The organism is Methylomonas sp. BW4-1 (assembly GCF_052474385.1).
In genome coordinates this window covers 1,468,494-1,485,104 of record NZ_CP184125.1, presented here as the reverse complement: position 1 = coordinate 1,485,104, position 16,611 = coordinate 1,468,494, and the positions used below count along the sequence as shown (strand labels likewise).

At 51.4% G+C, this 16,611-nt stretch carries 15 protein-coding genes and 1 pseudogene; 6 read left to right on the top strand and 10 right to left on the bottom strand.

The window, feature by feature from the left end:
- Positions 1-26 precede the first annotated feature (26 nt).
- Both ACH5Y9_RS06890 and ACH5Y9_RS06885 read left to right on the top strand, forming a co-directional pair.
- Positions 27-1,766, top strand: a complete 1,740-nt coding sequence (locus tag ACH5Y9_RS06890; RefSeq protein WP_445369052.1) for a sulfite reductase subunit alpha — start codon at positions 27-29, stop codon at positions 1,764-1,766.
- 79 nt (positions 1,767-1,845) lie between these two features.
- Positions 1,846-2,373, top strand: a complete 528-nt coding sequence (locus ACH5Y9_RS06885) for a metal-dependent hydrolase (protein ID WP_445369051.1) — start codon at positions 1,846-1,848, stop codon at positions 2,371-2,373.
- A gap of 165 nt (positions 2,374-2,538) precedes the next feature.
- Here the strand turns inward: ACH5Y9_RS06885 and ACH5Y9_RS06880 are convergent, their stop codons facing one another.
- The 6 genes and pseudogenes from ACH5Y9_RS06880 to ACH5Y9_RS06855 form a co-directional block, all read right to left on the bottom strand.
- Complete coding sequence (locus ACH5Y9_RS06880) at positions 2,539-2,967, bottom strand: Hsp20/alpha crystallin family protein (RefSeq protein WP_101052961.1); 429 nt, start codon at positions 2,965-2,967, stop codon at positions 2,539-2,541.
- 299 nt (positions 2,968-3,266) lie between these two features.
- Positions 3,267-4,364 (bottom strand): IS5 family transposase, encoded by a 1,098-nt coding sequence (locus ACH5Y9_RS06875; RefSeq protein ID WP_445369050.1) that lies wholly within the window; start codon positions 4,362-4,364, stop codon positions 3,267-3,269.
- An 81-nt stretch (positions 4,365-4,445) separates the two neighbouring features.
- Positions 4,446-4,943: a TPM domain-containing protein gene (locus ACH5Y9_RS06870; protein WP_445369049.1), complete on the bottom strand. Its 498-nt coding sequence runs from the start codon at positions 4,941-4,943 to the stop codon at positions 4,446-4,448.
- A gap of 9 nt (positions 4,944-4,952) precedes the next feature.
- Positions 4,953-5,813, bottom strand: a complete 861-nt coding sequence (locus ACH5Y9_RS06865) for a TPM domain-containing protein (RefSeq protein ID WP_445369048.1) — start codon at positions 5,811-5,813, stop codon at positions 4,953-4,955.
- 1 nt (position 5,814) lies between these two features.
- Positions 5,815-6,362, bottom strand: a pseudogene (locus tag ACH5Y9_RS06860) (LemA family protein).
- Positions 6,363-6,494: 132 nt separating this feature from the next.
- The gene (locus ACH5Y9_RS06855; protein ID WP_445369047.1) at positions 6,495-7,097 is read right to left on the bottom strand and encodes a DUF938 domain-containing protein; all 603 of its coding nucleotides are present in this window, start codon (positions 7,095-7,097) and stop codon (positions 6,495-6,497) included.
- Positions 7,098-7,147: 50 nt separating this feature from the next.
- Between ACH5Y9_RS06855 and ACH5Y9_RS06850 the strand changes: the two genes are divergently transcribed.
- Positions 7,148-8,284, top strand: a complete 1,137-nt coding sequence (locus tag ACH5Y9_RS06850; RefSeq protein ID WP_445369046.1) for a GNAT family N-acetyltransferase — start codon at positions 7,148-7,150, stop codon at positions 8,282-8,284.
- A 12-nt stretch (positions 8,285-8,296) separates the two neighbouring features.
- Here the strand turns inward: ACH5Y9_RS06850 and ACH5Y9_RS06845 are convergent, their stop codons facing one another.
- From ACH5Y9_RS06845 to ACH5Y9_RS06830, 4 genes are all read right to left on the bottom strand, one after another.
- On the bottom strand, positions 8,297-8,509 hold the full coding sequence (locus tag ACH5Y9_RS06845) for a TraR/DksA C4-type zinc finger protein (protein ID WP_445369045.1): 213 nt from the start codon (positions 8,507-8,509) through the stop codon (positions 8,297-8,299).
- Between the two features lie 32 nt (positions 8,510-8,541).
- Positions 8,542-10,161 (bottom strand): putative bifunctional diguanylate cyclase/phosphodiesterase, encoded by a 1,620-nt coding sequence (locus tag ACH5Y9_RS06840; RefSeq protein ID WP_445369044.1) that lies wholly within the window; start codon positions 10,159-10,161, stop codon positions 8,542-8,544.
- Positions 10,162-10,294: 133 nt separating this feature from the next.
- Positions 10,295-12,391, bottom strand: coding sequence for an excinuclease ABC subunit UvrB (gene uvrB, locus ACH5Y9_RS06835; protein ID WP_445369043.1), 2,097 nt, complete (start codon positions 12,389-12,391; stop codon positions 10,295-10,297).
- Positions 12,392-12,424: 33 nt separating this feature from the next.
- The gene (locus ACH5Y9_RS06830; RefSeq protein ID WP_445369042.1) at positions 12,425-13,648 is read right to left on the bottom strand and encodes an ABC transporter substrate-binding protein; all 1,224 of its coding nucleotides are present in this window, start codon (positions 13,646-13,648) and stop codon (positions 12,425-12,427) included.
- A gap of 138 nt (positions 13,649-13,786) precedes the next feature.
- Between ACH5Y9_RS06830 and ACH5Y9_RS06825 the strand changes: the two genes are divergently transcribed.
- The 3 genes from ACH5Y9_RS06825 (at position 13,787) to ACH5Y9_RS06815 (ending at position 16,584) form a co-directional block, all read left to right on the top strand.
- Entirely contained in the window at positions 13,787-14,176 is a 390-nt protein-coding gene (locus ACH5Y9_RS06825) for a PilZ domain-containing protein (protein WP_020481875.1), read from the top strand.
- Between the two features lie 12 nt (positions 14,177-14,188).
- Positions 14,189-15,016: an MOSC domain-containing protein gene (locus tag ACH5Y9_RS06820; protein ID WP_445369041.1), complete on the top strand. Its 828-nt coding sequence runs from the start codon at positions 14,189-14,191 to the stop codon at positions 15,014-15,016.
- A 635-nt stretch (positions 15,017-15,651) separates the two neighbouring features.
- Positions 15,652-16,584, top strand: a complete 933-nt coding sequence (locus ACH5Y9_RS06815; RefSeq protein WP_445369040.1) for a PEP-CTERM sorting domain-containing protein — start codon at positions 15,652-15,654, stop codon at positions 16,582-16,584.
- Positions 16,585-16,611: the final 27 nt, after the last annotated feature.

The window sequence follows — 16,611 nt, the reverse complement described above, 5'->3', positions numbered from 1 at the left end:
GACACCTGTCCACAGATGGTAATGAAATGAAAGCACCTTTTATCCCGCAAAACGCCCCTTTTAGTGATACTCAACGCGCCTGGCTTGGCGGTTTTTTCGCCGGCATGCACAGCCATATGTTGCAAAGCGCCGGTAGTGTCAATCAAGCGAACGCTCGCACCTTGCACATTCTTTACGGTACTCAGACCGGCAACTCAGAGTCGCTGGCTAACGACGCCGCCAATGCAGCCAAAAAACATGGCTTGCAACCGGTCGTCAAAAGCATGGATGAAGTCGAAATAGGCCAATTGCCGCAAATGCAATATTTGCTGATCGTTACCAGCACATACGGCGAAGGCGCTATGCCGGACAACGCCGAAATGCTTTGGGAAGCGGCCAATAGCGACGCCGCACCACGTTTGGATAACGTAAATTATTCGGTTCTGGCTTTGGGCGATACCAGCTATGACCTATTCTGCCAAGCCGGTATAGACTGGGATAATAAACTGGCGGCTCTGGGTGCCAAACGTTTATTCGACCGCGTAGATTGCGATGTGGATTTCGAAGCGCCGGCGGAAAAATGGCTCAGCGAAGTGATTCCGTTGATGGCGGAAGGTGCCAGCACGGTTGCGGTAGTCGATACCGAAACCCAGGCTGCTAAATCGGTTTACAACCGCAAAAACCCATTCCCAGCCAAAATGTGCGTCAACCGCATTGTCACGGCATTGGATTCGTCGAAAGAAACTCGGCATTACGAAATTTCTATCAATGGCTCCGGCCTCAGTTACGAAGCCGGCGACGCATTGTGCGTGATCCCGACCAACTGCCCGGACTTGGTAGCGCAAATCGTCAAAGCCATCGGCTGCACCGGCGCGGAAGACGAACCGATCAATGGCGAATTAATGAAGCTGTCGGATGCGTTGCGCACACATTTCGAGATCAAATTACCCAGCAAAGAACTGATTGAAGAAATCGCCAGCCGTTCCGGCGATCAAGAGTTAAACGCCTTATTGCTGTCCGGCGACAAGGAAAAACTGTCCGATTACCTGTGGGGCCGCGACATACTCGATCTGCTGTTGCAATTCCCCGGCGTGGAATTTTCGGCCGCCGAATTTTTGCGTTTATTAAAACCGTTGCAACATCGCGCTTACTCCATCTCCTCCAGCGGCAAGAAACATCCGGACAGCGTGCATCTGACAGTCGCCAGCGTGCGCTACGACGCGCATGGCCGCCAGCACAAAGGCGTTTGCTCCACTTATCTGGCGGATTTGGTGAATGAAGAAACCGATGTACGGATATTCTTCACCCCCAACAACAACTTCCGCGTGCCGGCCGATGATAGCCTGCCCATGATTATGGTTGGGCCAGGCACTGGTATCGCCCCGTTCCGCGCCTTCCTGCAAGAGCGCGAATTCCGTAAAGCCTCCGGCAAAAACTGGCTGTTTTTCGGCGACCGCAACGCTTCGACCGATTTTATCTACCGTGAGGAAATCGAAGCGATGCAATCCAGCGGCTTGCTGACCAAGCTGGATTTAGCGTTCTCACGCGACCAAGCGGAAAAAATTTATGTGCAGGATCGCATGAAAGAGCATGGTGCCGAACTCTACGCCTGGCTGGAACAAGGCGGTTACTTCTTCGTGTGCGGCGATGCTTACCGGATGGCCAAAGACGTCGATCAAGCCCTGCACGATGTGATCCGCGAGCACGGCAAAAAATCCCTAATCGAGGCGGTTGATTACGTCAACCAATTGAAAAAAGATAAACGCTACGTCAGAGACGTTTATTGATCCGGCATTGATATTTACGGGTACATCTACGTCTCGACGTACCCGTAAGTTTTCTCCCATCGCAATCCTCTGAAGCCCCATGCCTTTCACGCCTTTTCACATGGGACCCGGCACGGCAATCAAAGCGGTTTGCGGCAGATATTTCAGCTTGACTGTGTTCGGATTCGCACAGGTGATAATGGACATAGAACCATTGATGCGCATGGTTCGCGGCGATAATATTTTACACGGCGTAACTCACACCTATCTTGGCGCCATCTGTATCGGCGCGCTTTCCGCTCTGGCTGGCAAACCGTTTTGTGCTTTCTTATTACGTTTTTGGAATGCCGGGCTTGGCACAAAATATCTGTGCTGGCTAAGAATCCAAGCCGACATTCCGTGGGCACCCGCCATTGCGGGCGCGTTTATCGGCACGTTTTCTCATGTGCTTTTGGACAGCATGATGCATGCGGACATGCAGCCGTTTGCACCATTCAGTAGTAACAACGGACTGTTAGACTTTTTACCGCTTGGCTTCCTGCACCTTCTTTGCGTGTTTTTAGGCGTTTTTGGGGGTTTTACTATTTTTCTGGTTTGGGCGTGGCGCAAGTGGTCCATCGACGTTTGATCATCGATATACTGCATCTAGCCCGACAGTGGGTACTAACTATATTAAGCCGGCCCCCGCAAATATTCCGTTCGCTCGGAGCATGTTGGAAGCCAGGCTTGTACTACCTTTCCACAGACTCCGGGCGATTAGTATCTTAGGGATCGGCTGGCCCTTAGCAAGGGCTTAATCGATAGTCATCCGTTGTCCGCTTTTTTTCAGCTTTTTCGCTAGATTCAGCGTCAATATGCCGTTCTCGTAACGGGCTTTGCTGGCTTCCTCGTCAATCTCGGCGGATAGTTGAAAGCTGCGCGACACTTCACCGAAATAGCGCTCGCTGCGCAGCAATTTATCGTCTTTGTTTTCGGTATCCAACTGGCTGATTTGCGCGCGGATGGCAACCACGTTGCCGTCTATATCCACATGGATATTCTCTTTACCCGCACCCGGAATTTCAGCTTGGACGATAAACTCCGACGGATTTTCCTTCACATCCACTTTGATTTGTGCCGGCAAACCGTCACCGTGCAGCGGCTTAATGTAATAACCTGGGTTGACATCGCGAAACAGTTCGTCAAACAGACCGCGACTAACAAATGGGCTTAAGTTACTCATGTCGATTCTCCTCTTTGTTGCATGTAAAAACCTGAATGGTTCTATGCCAATATGGTGTTAGACCACAAGAAATTCAAGAGAAAGACACTTAAAAAACAGCAGACAATCGTCGCAAAAAATGGCTTAAAGGACTAACAGGCTGGTGAAAAACCCGCCGATATTTCCCCTTACCCACGATGTTCGTGATTTTTTCGAGTTGAAATCGGTCATGACATCGAGTTTCAAGCGTTTTGCCCCGGTTTCAAGGGCTTTTTATTCGCCTGAAGCCGTCTGTGGACGGTTTTCAGGCGAACTTCACCCTAGGCGGGTGCACTCCACGCCGGTTTCGGCGTGAACACCAATAGGTTGAGCATGCGCGTCAGGTTGTAGGCGGCAAAGCAAAACAAGGCCTGACCCGCGACTTTGGCTAAGCCGATGTGACGGGTTTTGCGCAGGCCGCCGACCGTTTTGACCCAGCCAAAGGCTTCTTCGACGATTTTGCGGCGCTTGAGACTTTGGGCGTAACCTTTGCCGCGCGCGGTGCGGCCGTCGACGGCACTGCCAATCTTTTTGCGGGCCACATGGGCTTTGATATCACGGGACTCGAGTCCGTTGACGAACGCCGGTTGGTCATAGCCTTTGTCGGCACCGACGCTGCCACCTTGGGGCACGCGGCGTTTGATCATTTTTTGCGCGGCTTCGATTTCGGCGGTGCCGGTGGCTTGAGTGGTTTCGACATCGACAATCAGGCCGTTGCGATTCTCGGACAAGGCATGGGTGATGTAACGCAGTTTGGCCTCGGTGTATTCGCCTTTCTTGTAAAGCCGGGCTTCGGGATCGGTCGTACTGTGGTGGGTGGCGTTGCTGCGCTTTTCGCCGCTGAAGTCGATCTCGGGATTGCGGCCGGCGGGTTTATCGGGACCACTACCATCTTTTTTGACGAAGCTTTTGTGCGAGGCCCAGGCTTCAATGAGGCTACCGTCGACGCTGAAGTGTTCGTCGGACACCAGATTTTGCCATTCGGCTATGGCCAGTACCCGCTCAAAAAATTCGCGACTCAGGGCTTCGGACAGCAGGCGTTCGCGGTTGGCACTGAACACTGTGCGTTCCCACACGGCGTCGTCGATGCCCAGACCGACAAACCAGCGAAACAACAGGTTGTAGTCCAGTTGTTCCATCAACTGACGCTCGCTACGGACCGTATACAGGACTTGTAACAGCAAGGCGCGCAGCAGTTTTTCAGGGGCCATCGAGGGACGGCCTGTGTGCGAGTAACGCTCGGCAAAGACGGCATCCATAGAGGCCAATACGCCATCAACCAGTAGCCGTAAACGACGCAACGGATGCTGTTTGGGAATACGGTCTTCCAGGCTAACATAGCTGAACCAGCTGTTTTGAATGGCATCGTGTCCGCGCATTGAAAGGCTCCAAATTTAGGTAGCCTATTTTAACAGTTGGCCGCTCATCTATGCCTTAGCTTACTTGGCTTTTCGAGTTTTTCACCAGCCTGCTAAAGGCGCATTAGTTATTTCGTCGGGATTTTCTTTATTTAACGCCGGAAAATGCTGTTGCAATTGCGCCGAGATAAGGGCAATCCCCTCAATCACGCCTACTTCGAATCGGCCTGCCCTCAACTGCGCTTCCATCTGTTCGCAAATCCGGGCCCAAACCGCTTCGCCAACTCTGGCATGTATACCGCGATCAGCGACAATCTCTACATCACGGTCAGCGAACAGCAAATAAATCAGCACGCCGGTATTGTGTTCCGTATCCCAGATTCGGCATTGTGAAAATACCTCAAGCGCGCGTTGTCTCGGCGTAACCCCCTGCAATAACTCGCCAATCTCCAGCGCACTTTCCACCACAAAACGAATTTCACCCAAGTGCGATGTTTCGCTTGCAGTGATTGCCGCCTCGATGGCTTGCAAACTGCGTTTGGAAAATGCCAGACGCACACGCCAGGGACCACTAAAAATATGCTTTAGGAATCTAATCACTTGCACGCCCTACCATCTCCCCGACGCACCGCCGCCGCCAAAACCGCCGCCTCCGCCGGAGAATCCGCCTCCCGACCCGCCGCCAAAATCGTCATCGTCGTAAAAATTATCGTTTTGCCGACCTCGAAACGCACGTCTGCCATTGCTAAGCGAAACCATGAACGCAAACAATGCCGCAAGGCATACAACCAGCCAACCCGCGTTCAATAGCCAAGCGATAATACCAACCACGCTGCCGTTGATTATCCCCCCGAGAAAGCTTCCAAACAGAGTCCGTAAAATCCAAGCGCCGGCCACCGCTAGAAACACCAAGAGGGGCAGTAAACGTTGCACCCGCCCATCGACAAACGATGCTTGAGGGGCAGGCAGAGGCACACCATCAAATATTCCGATCAGGCTATCGACACCGGCATTTATGCCCCCCGCGTAATCTCCTCGCCGAAAATACGGAATCATAATGTCGTCAATAATCCGCTTAGCCAATACGTCCGGCACCACACCCTCCAAGCCGTAATCCACTTCGATGCGCGTGACGCGGTCGTCCTTAGCCAGTAATATCAGTATGCCGTCATCGACGCCCTTGCGGCCCAGACGCCATTGTTCGACCACGCGAATAGCATATTGCGCAATGTCTTCCGGCTGGGTACTGGCGACGATCAATACCGCAATCTGGCTGCCTTTTTGTTGCTCAAAAGCCTGTAAGCGTTGTTCCAGCGCGGTTCTTTGCTGTGCGGAGAAGGTGCCGGTCAGATCGGTGACACGCTGTTCAAGATTGGGCACTACTTGCTCGGCATTTACGGCCGCCGCAAACAGACAAACCGCCAGGAATAAGGCGACCCAAAACCCTGAAAAATCAGCTGTCTTCCACATCTTATTTACCAAAATCAACCACTGGCGCAGTCGAAATGGCTTTCTCATTTTCAACGGTAAACGATGGCTTGGTTTTATAGCCAAACAGTATCGCAGTCAGATTGCTGGGAAACGAGCGCACGGTGATGTTGTACTCCTTGATCGCGGCGATGTATCGATTGCGCGCCACGGTGATGCGGTTTTCGGTACCTTCCAGTTGCGCTTGCAGATCGCGGAATTGGCATCGGCCTTCAGTTGCGGATAACTCTCCGACACCACCATCAACCGCGACAAAGCCGAACTCAATTCGCCCTTCGCCGCTTGAAATTTGGCAAAAGCCTGTTCGTCGTTCACCAATTCCGGCGTCACTTGCATGCTGCCCACTTTGGCGCGCGAAGCCGTCACGGCTTCCAATACGTCCTTTTCATGTCCGGCGTAGCCTTTCACCGTATTAACCAGATTCGGCACCAAATCGGCCCGCCGCTGATATTGATTCAGCACTTCCGCCCAACCGGCATTGATTTGCTCATCTTGCGTTTGAAAGGTGTTGTAACCGCAACCGGGCAGCATCAATGTCGCGATTAGAAGAAAAACCGTTAGTATGCTTTGCATCGTCCACTCCGTGAATAGAAAAATTTTTAATTATTCACAGCAGCATAACACGCAGGCACTTACGTCACGCCAAACGTCAGACTTTGATCCTTATGCCCGCTTCCGCAACACCAATAGCCGATTATTGGCCGGCATGGCGTGGTCGGCCTGTAAGGTCAAACCGATGTGTTCGGCCAAGGCCATGATCGCCTCGAAGTCCTTGATACCGCTGCGCGTATCCCGTTCTTTCAACCATAGGTCGAAACGGGCATTGCTCTCGCTGGTATATGCACCGGCATAATTAAACGGGCCGTAGATACACATCGTCGCTTCGGCACCCAAATAGATCGCCAACCGCGCGAATAAGAGCCTCACTTCATCGCTGCTCATGATGTGCAAAGTATTCGCGGTAAATACCGCATCGATTTGCGCGCACGGCCACTGCAAATCCCCCACATCCAAGCTTAGCGGCGGCAGTAGATTCGCCAGTTGCGCCTCGTTCCGCCATAAATGGATCCCCGGCAGATTCTCCGGCCTATCGGTAGGCTGCCAGGTTAGATGCGGCAGGTTCTCGGCAAAATGGCAGGCGTGTTGGCCGGTACCGCTGCCGATTTCCCAAACTGTCATCGGTTGGTCAAAGACCGTTTTGAGAATCTGTAAAATCGGTTCCTTGTTGTTCTCGCAGGCTTGAGAAAACGGCTTCTCTGTCGTCATGGGCAATGATTTGATGGTATGTTGGGGCTTTAACTCTACTAAGATTAAAAATGGAAGTAAAACAAATCGCCAGCATGGCGCAAATCGAAGCCACGGCATGGAATCGACTGTGCGGACCCGACTATCCTTTTTTACGCCACGAGTTTTTAGCCGCACTGGAACAAAGCGCCGCCGTTTGCCCGCAGACCGGCTGGGAAGCCGCACATTTATTGGTTTTCGACAATCAGAAATTGTTGGCGGCATTGCCGCTGTATTTGAAAACCCATTCCTGGGGCGAGTATGTGTTCGATCAGCAATGGGCTCAAGCTTACCAGCAGCATGGTCTGGCCTATTACCCGAAATTCATCAGCGCGATCCCGTTTACCCCTTGCCAGGGACAGCGACTGTTATTCGCACCGGATGCGGACCAAACAGCAATCTGCGCTTTGTTATTCAGTTTTATCCAACAACTCGCCGAACGACACGGCATTTCTTCCTGGCATTGTTTATTTCCCAATCACGCTCAGCTTGAGTTACTGCAATCCTTAGGTTTAAGCGTCCGCGAGGGTGTGCAGTTTCAGTGGTTTAATCGAAACTACCTGACATTTTCAGATTTTTTACAAACCCTAAGCGCCGACAAACGCAAGATGATTAAGCGTGAACGACGCCGGGTAGCGGAACAAGGTATTGAGCTATTGCGTGTTCCGGGGACGGAGGTTACCGAGACCCAATGGCAGGTGTTTTTCCGCTTTTACGCACTGACCTACTTAAAACGCAGTTCGGAACCTTATCTCAATCTAGCGTTTTTTAAACAAATCGCGCAAACCATGCCCGAGCAGTTATTGCTGATTCTGGCAGTGAAAGACGATAGATACGTCGGCGCAGCCTTGAGTTTTATCGGTACGGATACGCTTTATGGCCGGTATTGGGGATGCGATGCAGAATACAACGCCCTGCATTTCGAAGCCTGCTATTACCAGGGCTTGGACTACTGTATAGAACACGGCTTGGCGCGTTTTGATTCCGGCGCGCAAGGTGAGCACAAAATCTCGCGCGGCTTCGAGCCGGTCACTACCTACTCCACGCATTGGTTAAAAGATGCCGGCTTTGCCAAGGCCGTCGCGCAATTTGTGGACCGCGAGAAAAATGCGATTGCGCATTACAAACAAGACGCGGCGAATTACCTGCCGTTTAAACGAGCCCAATAAAACAGTGCTGCGTCAGCTTTTTTCCAGCTCGGTTTGACAAGGCAAACAATACTGACAGGCAATCGCCATACGCCGCGCTTCCGGAATCGGCTCCCCGCATTCCTGGCAATGGCTGGCAGATTCGCCGGTGTAGATGGCTTTGCGCGTCTCGGCGACGAACAGCTCAGTCATCTTGTCCATTCTTTCCAGAATGGCGTCGGTACCACCCGCCCAGGCCGTTGACATTATTGGGGCTCCTGAATATGCATAGTTTTGCTTTAACGATGGGCTTCGACCCACGCACCAAAATCCTCGAAGGGCATCGGCTTACTGAACAAGTAACCCTGCGCCAAGTCGCACTGGTAAGTGCTGAGTTTGTCCATGATTTCCTGAGTTTCCACACCTTCGGCAGTCACCTGCAGCCCCAAGTTGTGCGCCAAATTGATGGTGGCTTTGACAATAACCGCATCGTTTTCGCTGTGCAACAAATCGACGACAAAGGATTTATCGATTTTTAATTCCGTTAACGGCATGCGTTTTAAATAAGCCAGTGACGAATAACCGGTGCCAAAGTCGTCAATCGACAATTTGTAGCCCATTTCATTCAGGCGCTGAATCACTTCCATGGCCCGCTCCGGATCGGTCATGATGGAGCTCTCGGTAATCTCCAACATCATCCAGCCGGGTTTGATATTGGCTGCCGCCGCCACACCGGCCATCACATCCGGCAGCTCAGGATCGTGTAAATCCTTGGCGGACAAATTGACGGAGATAATCAGTTCCCAGCCGCGCTTGCGCCATTCCGCGCAGTGTTTGAACGATTGTTTCAGCATCCAGGCAGTCAAATGCTTGATCACCCGGGTTCTTTCGGCCATGGGTATAAATTCATCCGGCGCGATAAAACCATGCTTAGGGTGTTGCCAACGTACTAAAGCCTCCGCACCGTAAACCTGCCCGGTTTGCACCGACACCTTGGGTTGGTAATAAACATGTAATTGCTCTTTTTCGATAGCCTGGCGCAGCTCGCTCATCAGCGTTAAACGGCGCGGGCTGTGATCGTCGTAAGACGGCGCGTAAGTGGTGTAGCCTTCGTGCGATTGGCCGGCTACGAATAATGCCACGCCGGCTTTTTGCACCAAGGTATCGACATCGTCGCCATGCTCGGGAAAATTGACGATACCAATATTGCTGTGAATCACCAAACTCAGACGCTCGACTTTAAAGGCCGGATCCAGGGCCGCCTGGATATTTTTGGCCAATGTCAGGCCGGCAGTTTCGTTATCCACCGCCGACAACAACACGCTGAAAATATTGCCGTCGATACGGGCAACGCTATCGGTGCCCAACACCACGCTTTGCAAACGGGTCGCTATCTGTTTCAAAATCAAGTCGCTGCTGTTACGACCCAGTGTGTCGTAAACTTCCTTAAAATTGGCGACTTCCACCAACAAGATAGACAGCATTTTGTTTTGATTGCCGGCGGCTAACATCGCTTGCTCCACCCGGTCGTAGAACAATACCCGGTTAGGTAGGTCCGTTACCGAATCGTGGGTGGTGGAATAACTGACTTGTTTTTCCAATGATTCGGCGCGAGAGCGCAGTTCCTGGGTCTGGTCCAAAATCATCGCCCCGGCTTGATAAGCGATGACAGAGCTGGAATATTGACCCCAAAATCCGAAAATGAACGGCAGTGCTTCAAGCATCCACAGACCGTAATTTTCGGTCTGGGCTTTGATGATGCCGTTTAAGGAAATTTCGCCGACGTAGTAATAACTCAAGGCCAACAACGCACTGAGAATGCTGGCAATCGCGATAGCCACACCTTGATAAGTGGTTTTAGATACCTCGCTTTTCAGCACGCGAACATTTTCGTTCAGTATGTTTTTGGCGGGTATCATCTGTTTCTCGGCGTCTGTTTCATGAATTTGCTATCGTCGTTTAGCTTCTGCCGACCAAGCATTGCAAGCTGCGAACCTCGACAAAATTCACTAAATATAGTTAGCCAAAACGTTAATTACAAACCTAAGCCTCTTAAACCACCATCTCGGCTTGCAGCAATTTAATCTGATCCCTGATCCGCGCCGCATCTTCAAATTCCAGGTTTTTGGCGTGCTGATACATTTTTTCTTCCAGTTGCTTCAAGGCCTTGGCGGCTTGCTTGGGCGTCATAGCCTTGTAATTGCCGGCCGGTTCGGCGACTTTCGCTCTGGCGTTGGAAATGGAACCGCCGGAACCGGGTATCGATAACTCCAAAATATCGGTAACCGATTTGAATATGGTTTTAGGCTGGATATTGTGCTCTTTATTGAACGCTTCCTGCTTATCGCGGCGGCGCTCGGTTTCTTCAATAGCCAGTTGCATCGAACGAGTAATCTTGTCCCCGTAAAGGATTACCTTGCCATTGGCATTGCGCGCGGCACGGCCTATGGTTTGGATTAACGAGGTCAGCGAACGCAGGAAACCTTCCTTATCCGCATCCAAAATCGCTACCAGCGAGACTTCCGGTATATCCAAACCTTCCCGTAACAAGTTGATCCCGACTAGCACATCGAACACACCCAGCCGCAAGTCGCGGATGATTTCCACCCGCTCCACTGTTTCGATGTCCGAATGCAGATATCGCACTTTGACGCCGTGTTCCATCAGATAATCGGTCAAATCTTCCGACATGCGTTTGGTTAAGGTGGTGACTAACACCCGCTCCTGGATGGCAGTGCGTTTAGTGATTTCCGACAACAAATCGTCCACCTGACTGGTCGCCGGGCGCACTTCGACGATTGGATCGACTAAGCCGGTCGGGCGCACCACCTGCTCGACCACCGCGCCGGAGTGTTCTTTTTCATAAGTGCTCGGCGTGGCGGACACATAGATACGCTGGCCGCAAATTTGCTCGAATTCCTCGAACCTCAGCGGCCGGTTGTCCAAGGCCGAAGGCAATCGAAACCCATATTCCACCAAAGTTTCCTTGCGCGAGCGGTCGCCTTTATACATCGCGCCAATCTGCGGTACCGTGACATGGCTTTCGTCGATGATCACCAGTGCATCGTTGGGCAAATAATCGAACATGGTCGGCGGCGATTCACCGTCTGCGCGATTGGACAGGTGGCGGGAGTAATTTTCGATGCCGGAGCAATAGCCCACTTCCATGATCATTTCGATGTCGAACAGCGTGCGCTGCTCCAGTCGTTGCGCTTCCACCAGTTTATGGTTGTCGCGCAATTGTTCCAGGCGTTCGGCCAATTCGATTTTGATCTTTTCGACCGCGCTGAGTAATTGGTCGCGCGGCGTCACATAATGGCTTTTTGGATAAAGCGTAAAGCGCGCCAGACGCTGCGTGACTTCACCGGTCAGCGGGTCGAACATCGACAACCTTTCGATCTCGTCGTCAAACAACTCGATACGCAGGGCTTGTTCTTCCGACTCGGCTGGAAACACGTCGATCACCTCGCCGCGCACCCGATATGTCGCCCGGCGCAATTCAGTGTCGTTGCGGGTGTATTGCATTTCCGCCAAGCGTCGCAATATGTCACGTTGCTTGATCATATCCCCGCGCACCAGATGCAAGACCATCTGGAAATAAGATTCCGGTTCGCCCAAGCCGTAAATCGCCGAAACGGTAGCCACCACGATGGTATCGCGCCGTTCGAGCAAAGCTTTGGTGGCCGACAAGCGCATTTGCTCGATGTGCTCGTTCAGCGAAGCATCCTTGTCGATGAAGGTATCGGAGGCCGGAATATAGGCCTCGGGTTGGTAGTAGTCGTAATAAGAGACAAAATACTCGACGCTGTTTTCCGGAAAAAACTCCTTCATTTCGCCGTACAGCTGGGCCGCCAAGGTTTTGTTGGGTGCCATGATCATCGCCGGCCGCTGGGTTTGCTGTATCACATTGGCAACGGTAAAAGTCTTGCCGGAGCCGGTCACGCCCAGCAAGGTTTGATGCACTTCACCATCGTTGATACCTTCCACCAGCGCCGCGATGGCGGTGGGCTGATCGCCGGCCGGTTGATAGCGGCTTTGTATTTTGAACGGTTTATGCGCCGGCCCCTTTTTTTGCGGCCGCGCTTCTTCCACGCCCAGAACACCCGTGATCGCCGACTGGCTAATCTCCATGCGCCGTTTATCGCTCATGCCCCACCCTCCGAAATTTGGTTCAACACCGGCTTATTTACAAGCCGTTTCCGGCTGGTCGTATCCCAAAGTATCCAACTCGGTCTTCGGATGCAAAAACCCTTCGACCGGCGCCACACTGACTAAAGAACGCGGTGCGGCCAATAATACCGGTTGCCGTAATTGACCGTCCCAAGGACGAAACGACAAGGGCACGCCTTTATAACCCTGCAATGCAAACGCCGTGGAGAACATATATTCCTTGATGGCTTGGGTTTGATTCGATTTACTGCGGACGCTGGCCTCGCCTATCGCCCGCACCGCCAGATAGGCCGCATAATCCTCCTCTTCCATCCAGCGACCGGCCGTGTCCTTGAAGCGATTTTGCAATTGCACCGCGCCCCATTGTTCATGAGTTCTATGCCAGGCGGTGGCGATTAAACCCTGGGTACCGATCACCGGCCGTGGTTTCCAGGTCCGGTAATCCAGATATTCGCCAAACAAGCCCTGTTCGTCTGCCACCACCAACACATCGTAATCGTCCACTTGGGTAAAAACCGGCACGTCGGATTGGGCGGTACGGCGGGCATCGTAATCGTTGGTCCAGGCTTTTTCCGCGACCAGTTTGATGCCAAACTTCTTGGCCGCGCGTTTAATGGCCGCTGCATATAACTTGTCTTCCGGCGTGGGGCCTATCACCAAAAACCAGTTTTGCCAGCGTTTTTTCAGCATATATTGCGCCAGCGCATCGGCACGCATGGCCCGGCTGGGTAATAGGTGCAAAATCTGATGGCGGCAATCCGTATTACGTAATTCGTCGTCGCTGGTAGCGGCATCGAACAGCAATTTGTTTTTCGCCACCGGCGAGTCGGCGAGCTTGTTTAGTTGGTCAGACTGCACGTTCAACACCACCAAACCAACATCGTCGCCTAATTGATTGAAGGCCTGCTGTAAATCGCCGCCAACCGGCACCACCACTTTCTTTAACTCGTAGTGCTGGCCGGTAAATTGCCCGGTGGTATTATTGTCGGCAATCGCCAATTCGGCACCGATCTGGCCTTTGTTCTGGATAAACGGATCAAGGTTGGACAAGGCTGCCGGCGCTGCCCGCTCCTGACTGAAATAGCCGATTTTGACTATCTGCTTGGCAGGCTCGGCGGGCTTGGTGACCTGCGATTTGGCCGGAACGGCTTTCTTGGCAGTCGCGGCAATTGCGCCGCTGCTTGGCAACGCGACAAGCCAACAAAAACAAACTGAAATAAGCGCGATTTTTTTCATAATCCGATACGGAACGACATAAAAGCGTTATTTTAACGGATTCGGTTCGGCCGGGCTCGGTCAATAATCGTCCCGCTCTATTGAATTTTAGTGGTTTAACATCAATACTTAGCCACCTTTACATTCGCCGCGTTTGCCATGTCTGAGCCAGATTTCTCTTTAGATTTTCTCGATCAAGAGGTCACGATTGATAGCTCATGGTCTAACAAGCGTAGTGCGGTTCGCTATCGACGCAACGACATCCGTGCCGCCGTTAAAGTCAAAAGCATCTGGTTTCCACGCTTGTTTCCGGTCGTGTTGCGGGATGTCAGTAGCCGTGGCGCGGCGATATTCAGCGAGAAAAAACTCGGCAAGAATAAGCGCATATTCCTGTATTTACTATTCGCCGACGGCAAGCGTTTTGATATCTCCGCACTTGTTGTACATTGCGACCGGGAAAATGGCCGTTACGGCATCAAGTTCGACAACATTGAAAAACATTTAGCAGAGCATTTACTGCATACCCAAACCGATCTGCTATTCAGCTAACAACGAAATAACATGCCGATACTCAGTGAAATTTATATATACCCGGTCAAATCGCTGGCCGGAATTCGGGTGGCACACTGGCCGGTTGATCAGAAGGGCTTGCTGTACGATAGAAAATGGATGCTGATAGACAGCGATAGACAGTTCCTCAGCCAACGCCGTTTACCGAAAATGGCGTTGATTACAACCCGCATTGCAGATCAACAACTGATTTTGTCGGCACCCAACAAAGCGGATCTAGCGCTGCCATTGCAATCAAACGACGGCGACGACATTGAAGTGGTGGTCTGGCACGACCGTTGTATAGCTAAGACCTGCGGCGATGACGCCGATGCTTGGTTAAGCGATTTTTTACAAACCGATTGCCGGCTGGTTTACCAAACCGATAACGATATTCGCAAGGTCGATCCTAACTATGCGTTGGACAGCGACCAAACGTCTTTTTCCGACGGCTTTCCGTTTTTGATCGTGTCGGAGAATTCCTTAAACGCCCTTAACCAAGCCATGCCGGTGACAATTGACATGATTCGCTTTCGGCCGAACCTGGTCGTCACCGATTGCGATAGCTATGCCGAAGATACTTGGCGACGGCTTAGCATCAACGATATTGGTTTTAGATTGCCCAAACCCTGCTCGCGCTGTTCGGTACCCACCATAGACCCGCTAACCGCCGAAACCGGCAAAGAGCCGTTGACGACGCTGAATCGTCTGCGCAAATGGCAAAACAAAGTCTATTTTGGGCAAAACGCCTTGCACGATAAACCCGGCAGCTTGTCAGTCGGCCAGACAGTGCTGATCGACGAAATCGGCGAACCGCAGCCTCCGCTATCCCCAACTTAGAAAATCCCGCACTTCAATCACTCATCGTCTGGCGATTGCCGGTTCGCGAGTCACGCTGTCAATGGTGGTATCCGCGCATTTGGGTGCTTCCCATGTAGATGCTTTGATTACTTGTTTGTCGAAGCTGTTCGCCTGGCTAATCGGGGCTTTTGCAGTTTTACATCAGTTTGACAAAGCCTTCCTCTGCTTATTTAGTAACGGGTATTTCTAAGCTAAAAAGCCTACTTTCAATTACCCGCTCTATCGAGCTAAGCAATAAATCAAACCCCACCTCGAAATAAAAACGATATTTCGTACTTCATGCGACATATCGTGCCAAAACGCTTCCACAGCAATTATGCATGCTGACTCCTCCTGCCAAGCACAGCCATAAAATATCTTTAAAAACATAAAGATAAATTATTTTCCCGCACAAAATTAATAACTGGCATAAGAATTGGCTATTAATTGCCGTAATACAATTTTTTGAATAAAACAGAAGTAAGTTAATTCAATTTATATGGCAATTTAGCAGCATGAGAAATTGTTTTAATCGACTGCATTTAAATACTTACTAGACGCCTGCATTTTGCACGCAACAAGTCATTAATATAAATATATTACCGCCAAATCTAATCAAATAAAGAGGTATCAAGATGGAATCAATTAAATTTAAAAAGAGTATCGGTAGCGATTTTAAGAAGCTACCTACAAACCACGGTTGCCGGATTCGCAATGTCGCATTGGCTATCACATTGCTGCTCGGCGCACATTCCGGATGGGTGTCGGCCGCAGCTTTTGACAGCAATATTGTAATTCGCGGTTCGGCCGAGTTTGATAGCCTCGGTTCCCCAGCCGATCCCATAAACGCCATCCAGACAGGCTCGCTGACCAGCATTATCGCGGGCTCTACTTCCACCACCACGCTGGTGGGTTCCACGGTCACAGGTCCTGACCCCTTGTCAGGCACCTTAAGCCAGATCGGCGATGGTTTTGGTATCAATTTAAACGCTAGCGGCACTGGCGGCGCCGAGCCCTCAAGCATCAGCCCGCTGTTCGGCGACTATACCTTTTCGATTGAGAACAAGTCTGCCGTGGATAGTTTTGTGGTGAACTTGCAATTCCAATACAGCCATCAAGTCGAAGCCACCGACACACCGCCGCTGAACAATGACGGCGAATTCGCACAGTCCATAATTGGCTTTTACAAAGCCGATGGCAAGGAACTGGCGTTTTCTAAAATTATTTCGGATCCCGTTCGCGGTAACGAAAAATTCATACCCAGTAATCCGAATACCAATATCGCTACCGGTAAAGGCGGCCTGGTATCCGACGTCGGCACTCTGCTGTTGTCGTTTCTATTAAACCCAGGCGATTTGATCAGCTTTGGCGATAGCAACCCCGATCTATTCATATTCGGCGGCGCGGACTCCGGCAGATTTTCGATAAATGCGTCCAGCCTGATTACAGTCGATTCGGTCACCAAGCAAACCAACAACACAGTGCCGGAGCCGGAAACCCTGTGGTTGCTGGCTATCGGCTTGATCTCAGTCCTTACCAGCAAACGCCGTCACTACGCTTTCAATTAATTTCAGCTCAATTTAAAGGTACTCAAC

Excerpts from the sequence above, each read along its gene's own strand:
- ACH5Y9_RS06890 (WP_445369052.1), top strand. The coding sequence starts at position 27 with ATGAAAGCACCTTTTATCCCGCAAAACGCCCCTTTTAGTGATACTCAA.
- ACH5Y9_RS06885 (WP_445369051.1), top strand. The coding sequence starts at position 1,846 with ATGCCTTTCACGCCTTTTCACATGGGACCCGGCACGGCAATCAAAGCG.
- ACH5Y9_RS06880 (WP_101052961.1), bottom strand. The coding sequence starts at position 2,967 with ATGAGTAACTTAAGCCCATTTGTTAGTCGCGGTCTGTTTGACGAACTG.
- ACH5Y9_RS06875 (WP_445369050.1), bottom strand. The coding sequence starts at position 4,364 with ATGCGCGGACACGATGCCATTCAAAACAGCTGGTTCAGCTATGTTAGC.
- ACH5Y9_RS06865 (WP_445369048.1), bottom strand. The coding sequence starts at position 5,813 with ATGTGGAAGACAGCTGATTTTTCAGGGTTTTGGGTCGCCTTATTCCTG.
- ACH5Y9_RS06855 (WP_445369047.1), bottom strand. The coding sequence starts at position 7,097 with ATGACGACAGAGAAGCCGTTTTCTCAAGCCTGCGAGAACAACAAGGAA.
- ACH5Y9_RS06850 (WP_445369046.1), top strand. The coding sequence starts at position 7,148 with ATGGAAGTAAAACAAATCGCCAGCATGGCGCAAATCGAAGCCACGGCA.
- ACH5Y9_RS06845 (WP_445369045.1), bottom strand. The coding sequence starts at position 8,509 with ATGTCAACGGCCTGGGCGGGTGGTACCGACGCCATTCTGGAAAGAATG.
- ACH5Y9_RS06840 (WP_445369044.1), bottom strand. The coding sequence starts at position 10,161 with ATGATACCCGCCAAAAACATACTGAACGAAAATGTTCGCGTGCTGAAA.
- uvrB (WP_445369043.1), bottom strand. The coding sequence starts at position 12,391 with ATGAGCGATAAACGGCGCATGGAGATTAGCCAGTCGGCGATCACGGGT.
- ACH5Y9_RS06830 (WP_445369042.1), bottom strand. The coding sequence starts at position 13,648 with ATGAAAAAAATCGCGCTTATTTCAGTTTGTTTTTGTTGGCTTGTCGCG.
- ACH5Y9_RS06825 (WP_020481875.1), top strand. The coding sequence starts at position 13,787 with ATGTCTGAGCCAGATTTCTCTTTAGATTTTCTCGATCAAGAGGTCACG.
- ACH5Y9_RS06820 (WP_445369041.1), top strand. The coding sequence starts at position 14,189 with ATGCCGATACTCAGTGAAATTTATATATACCCGGTCAAATCGCTGGCC.
- ACH5Y9_RS06815 (WP_445369040.1), top strand. The coding sequence starts at position 15,652 with ATGGAATCAATTAAATTTAAAAAGAGTATCGGTAGCGATTTTAAGAAG.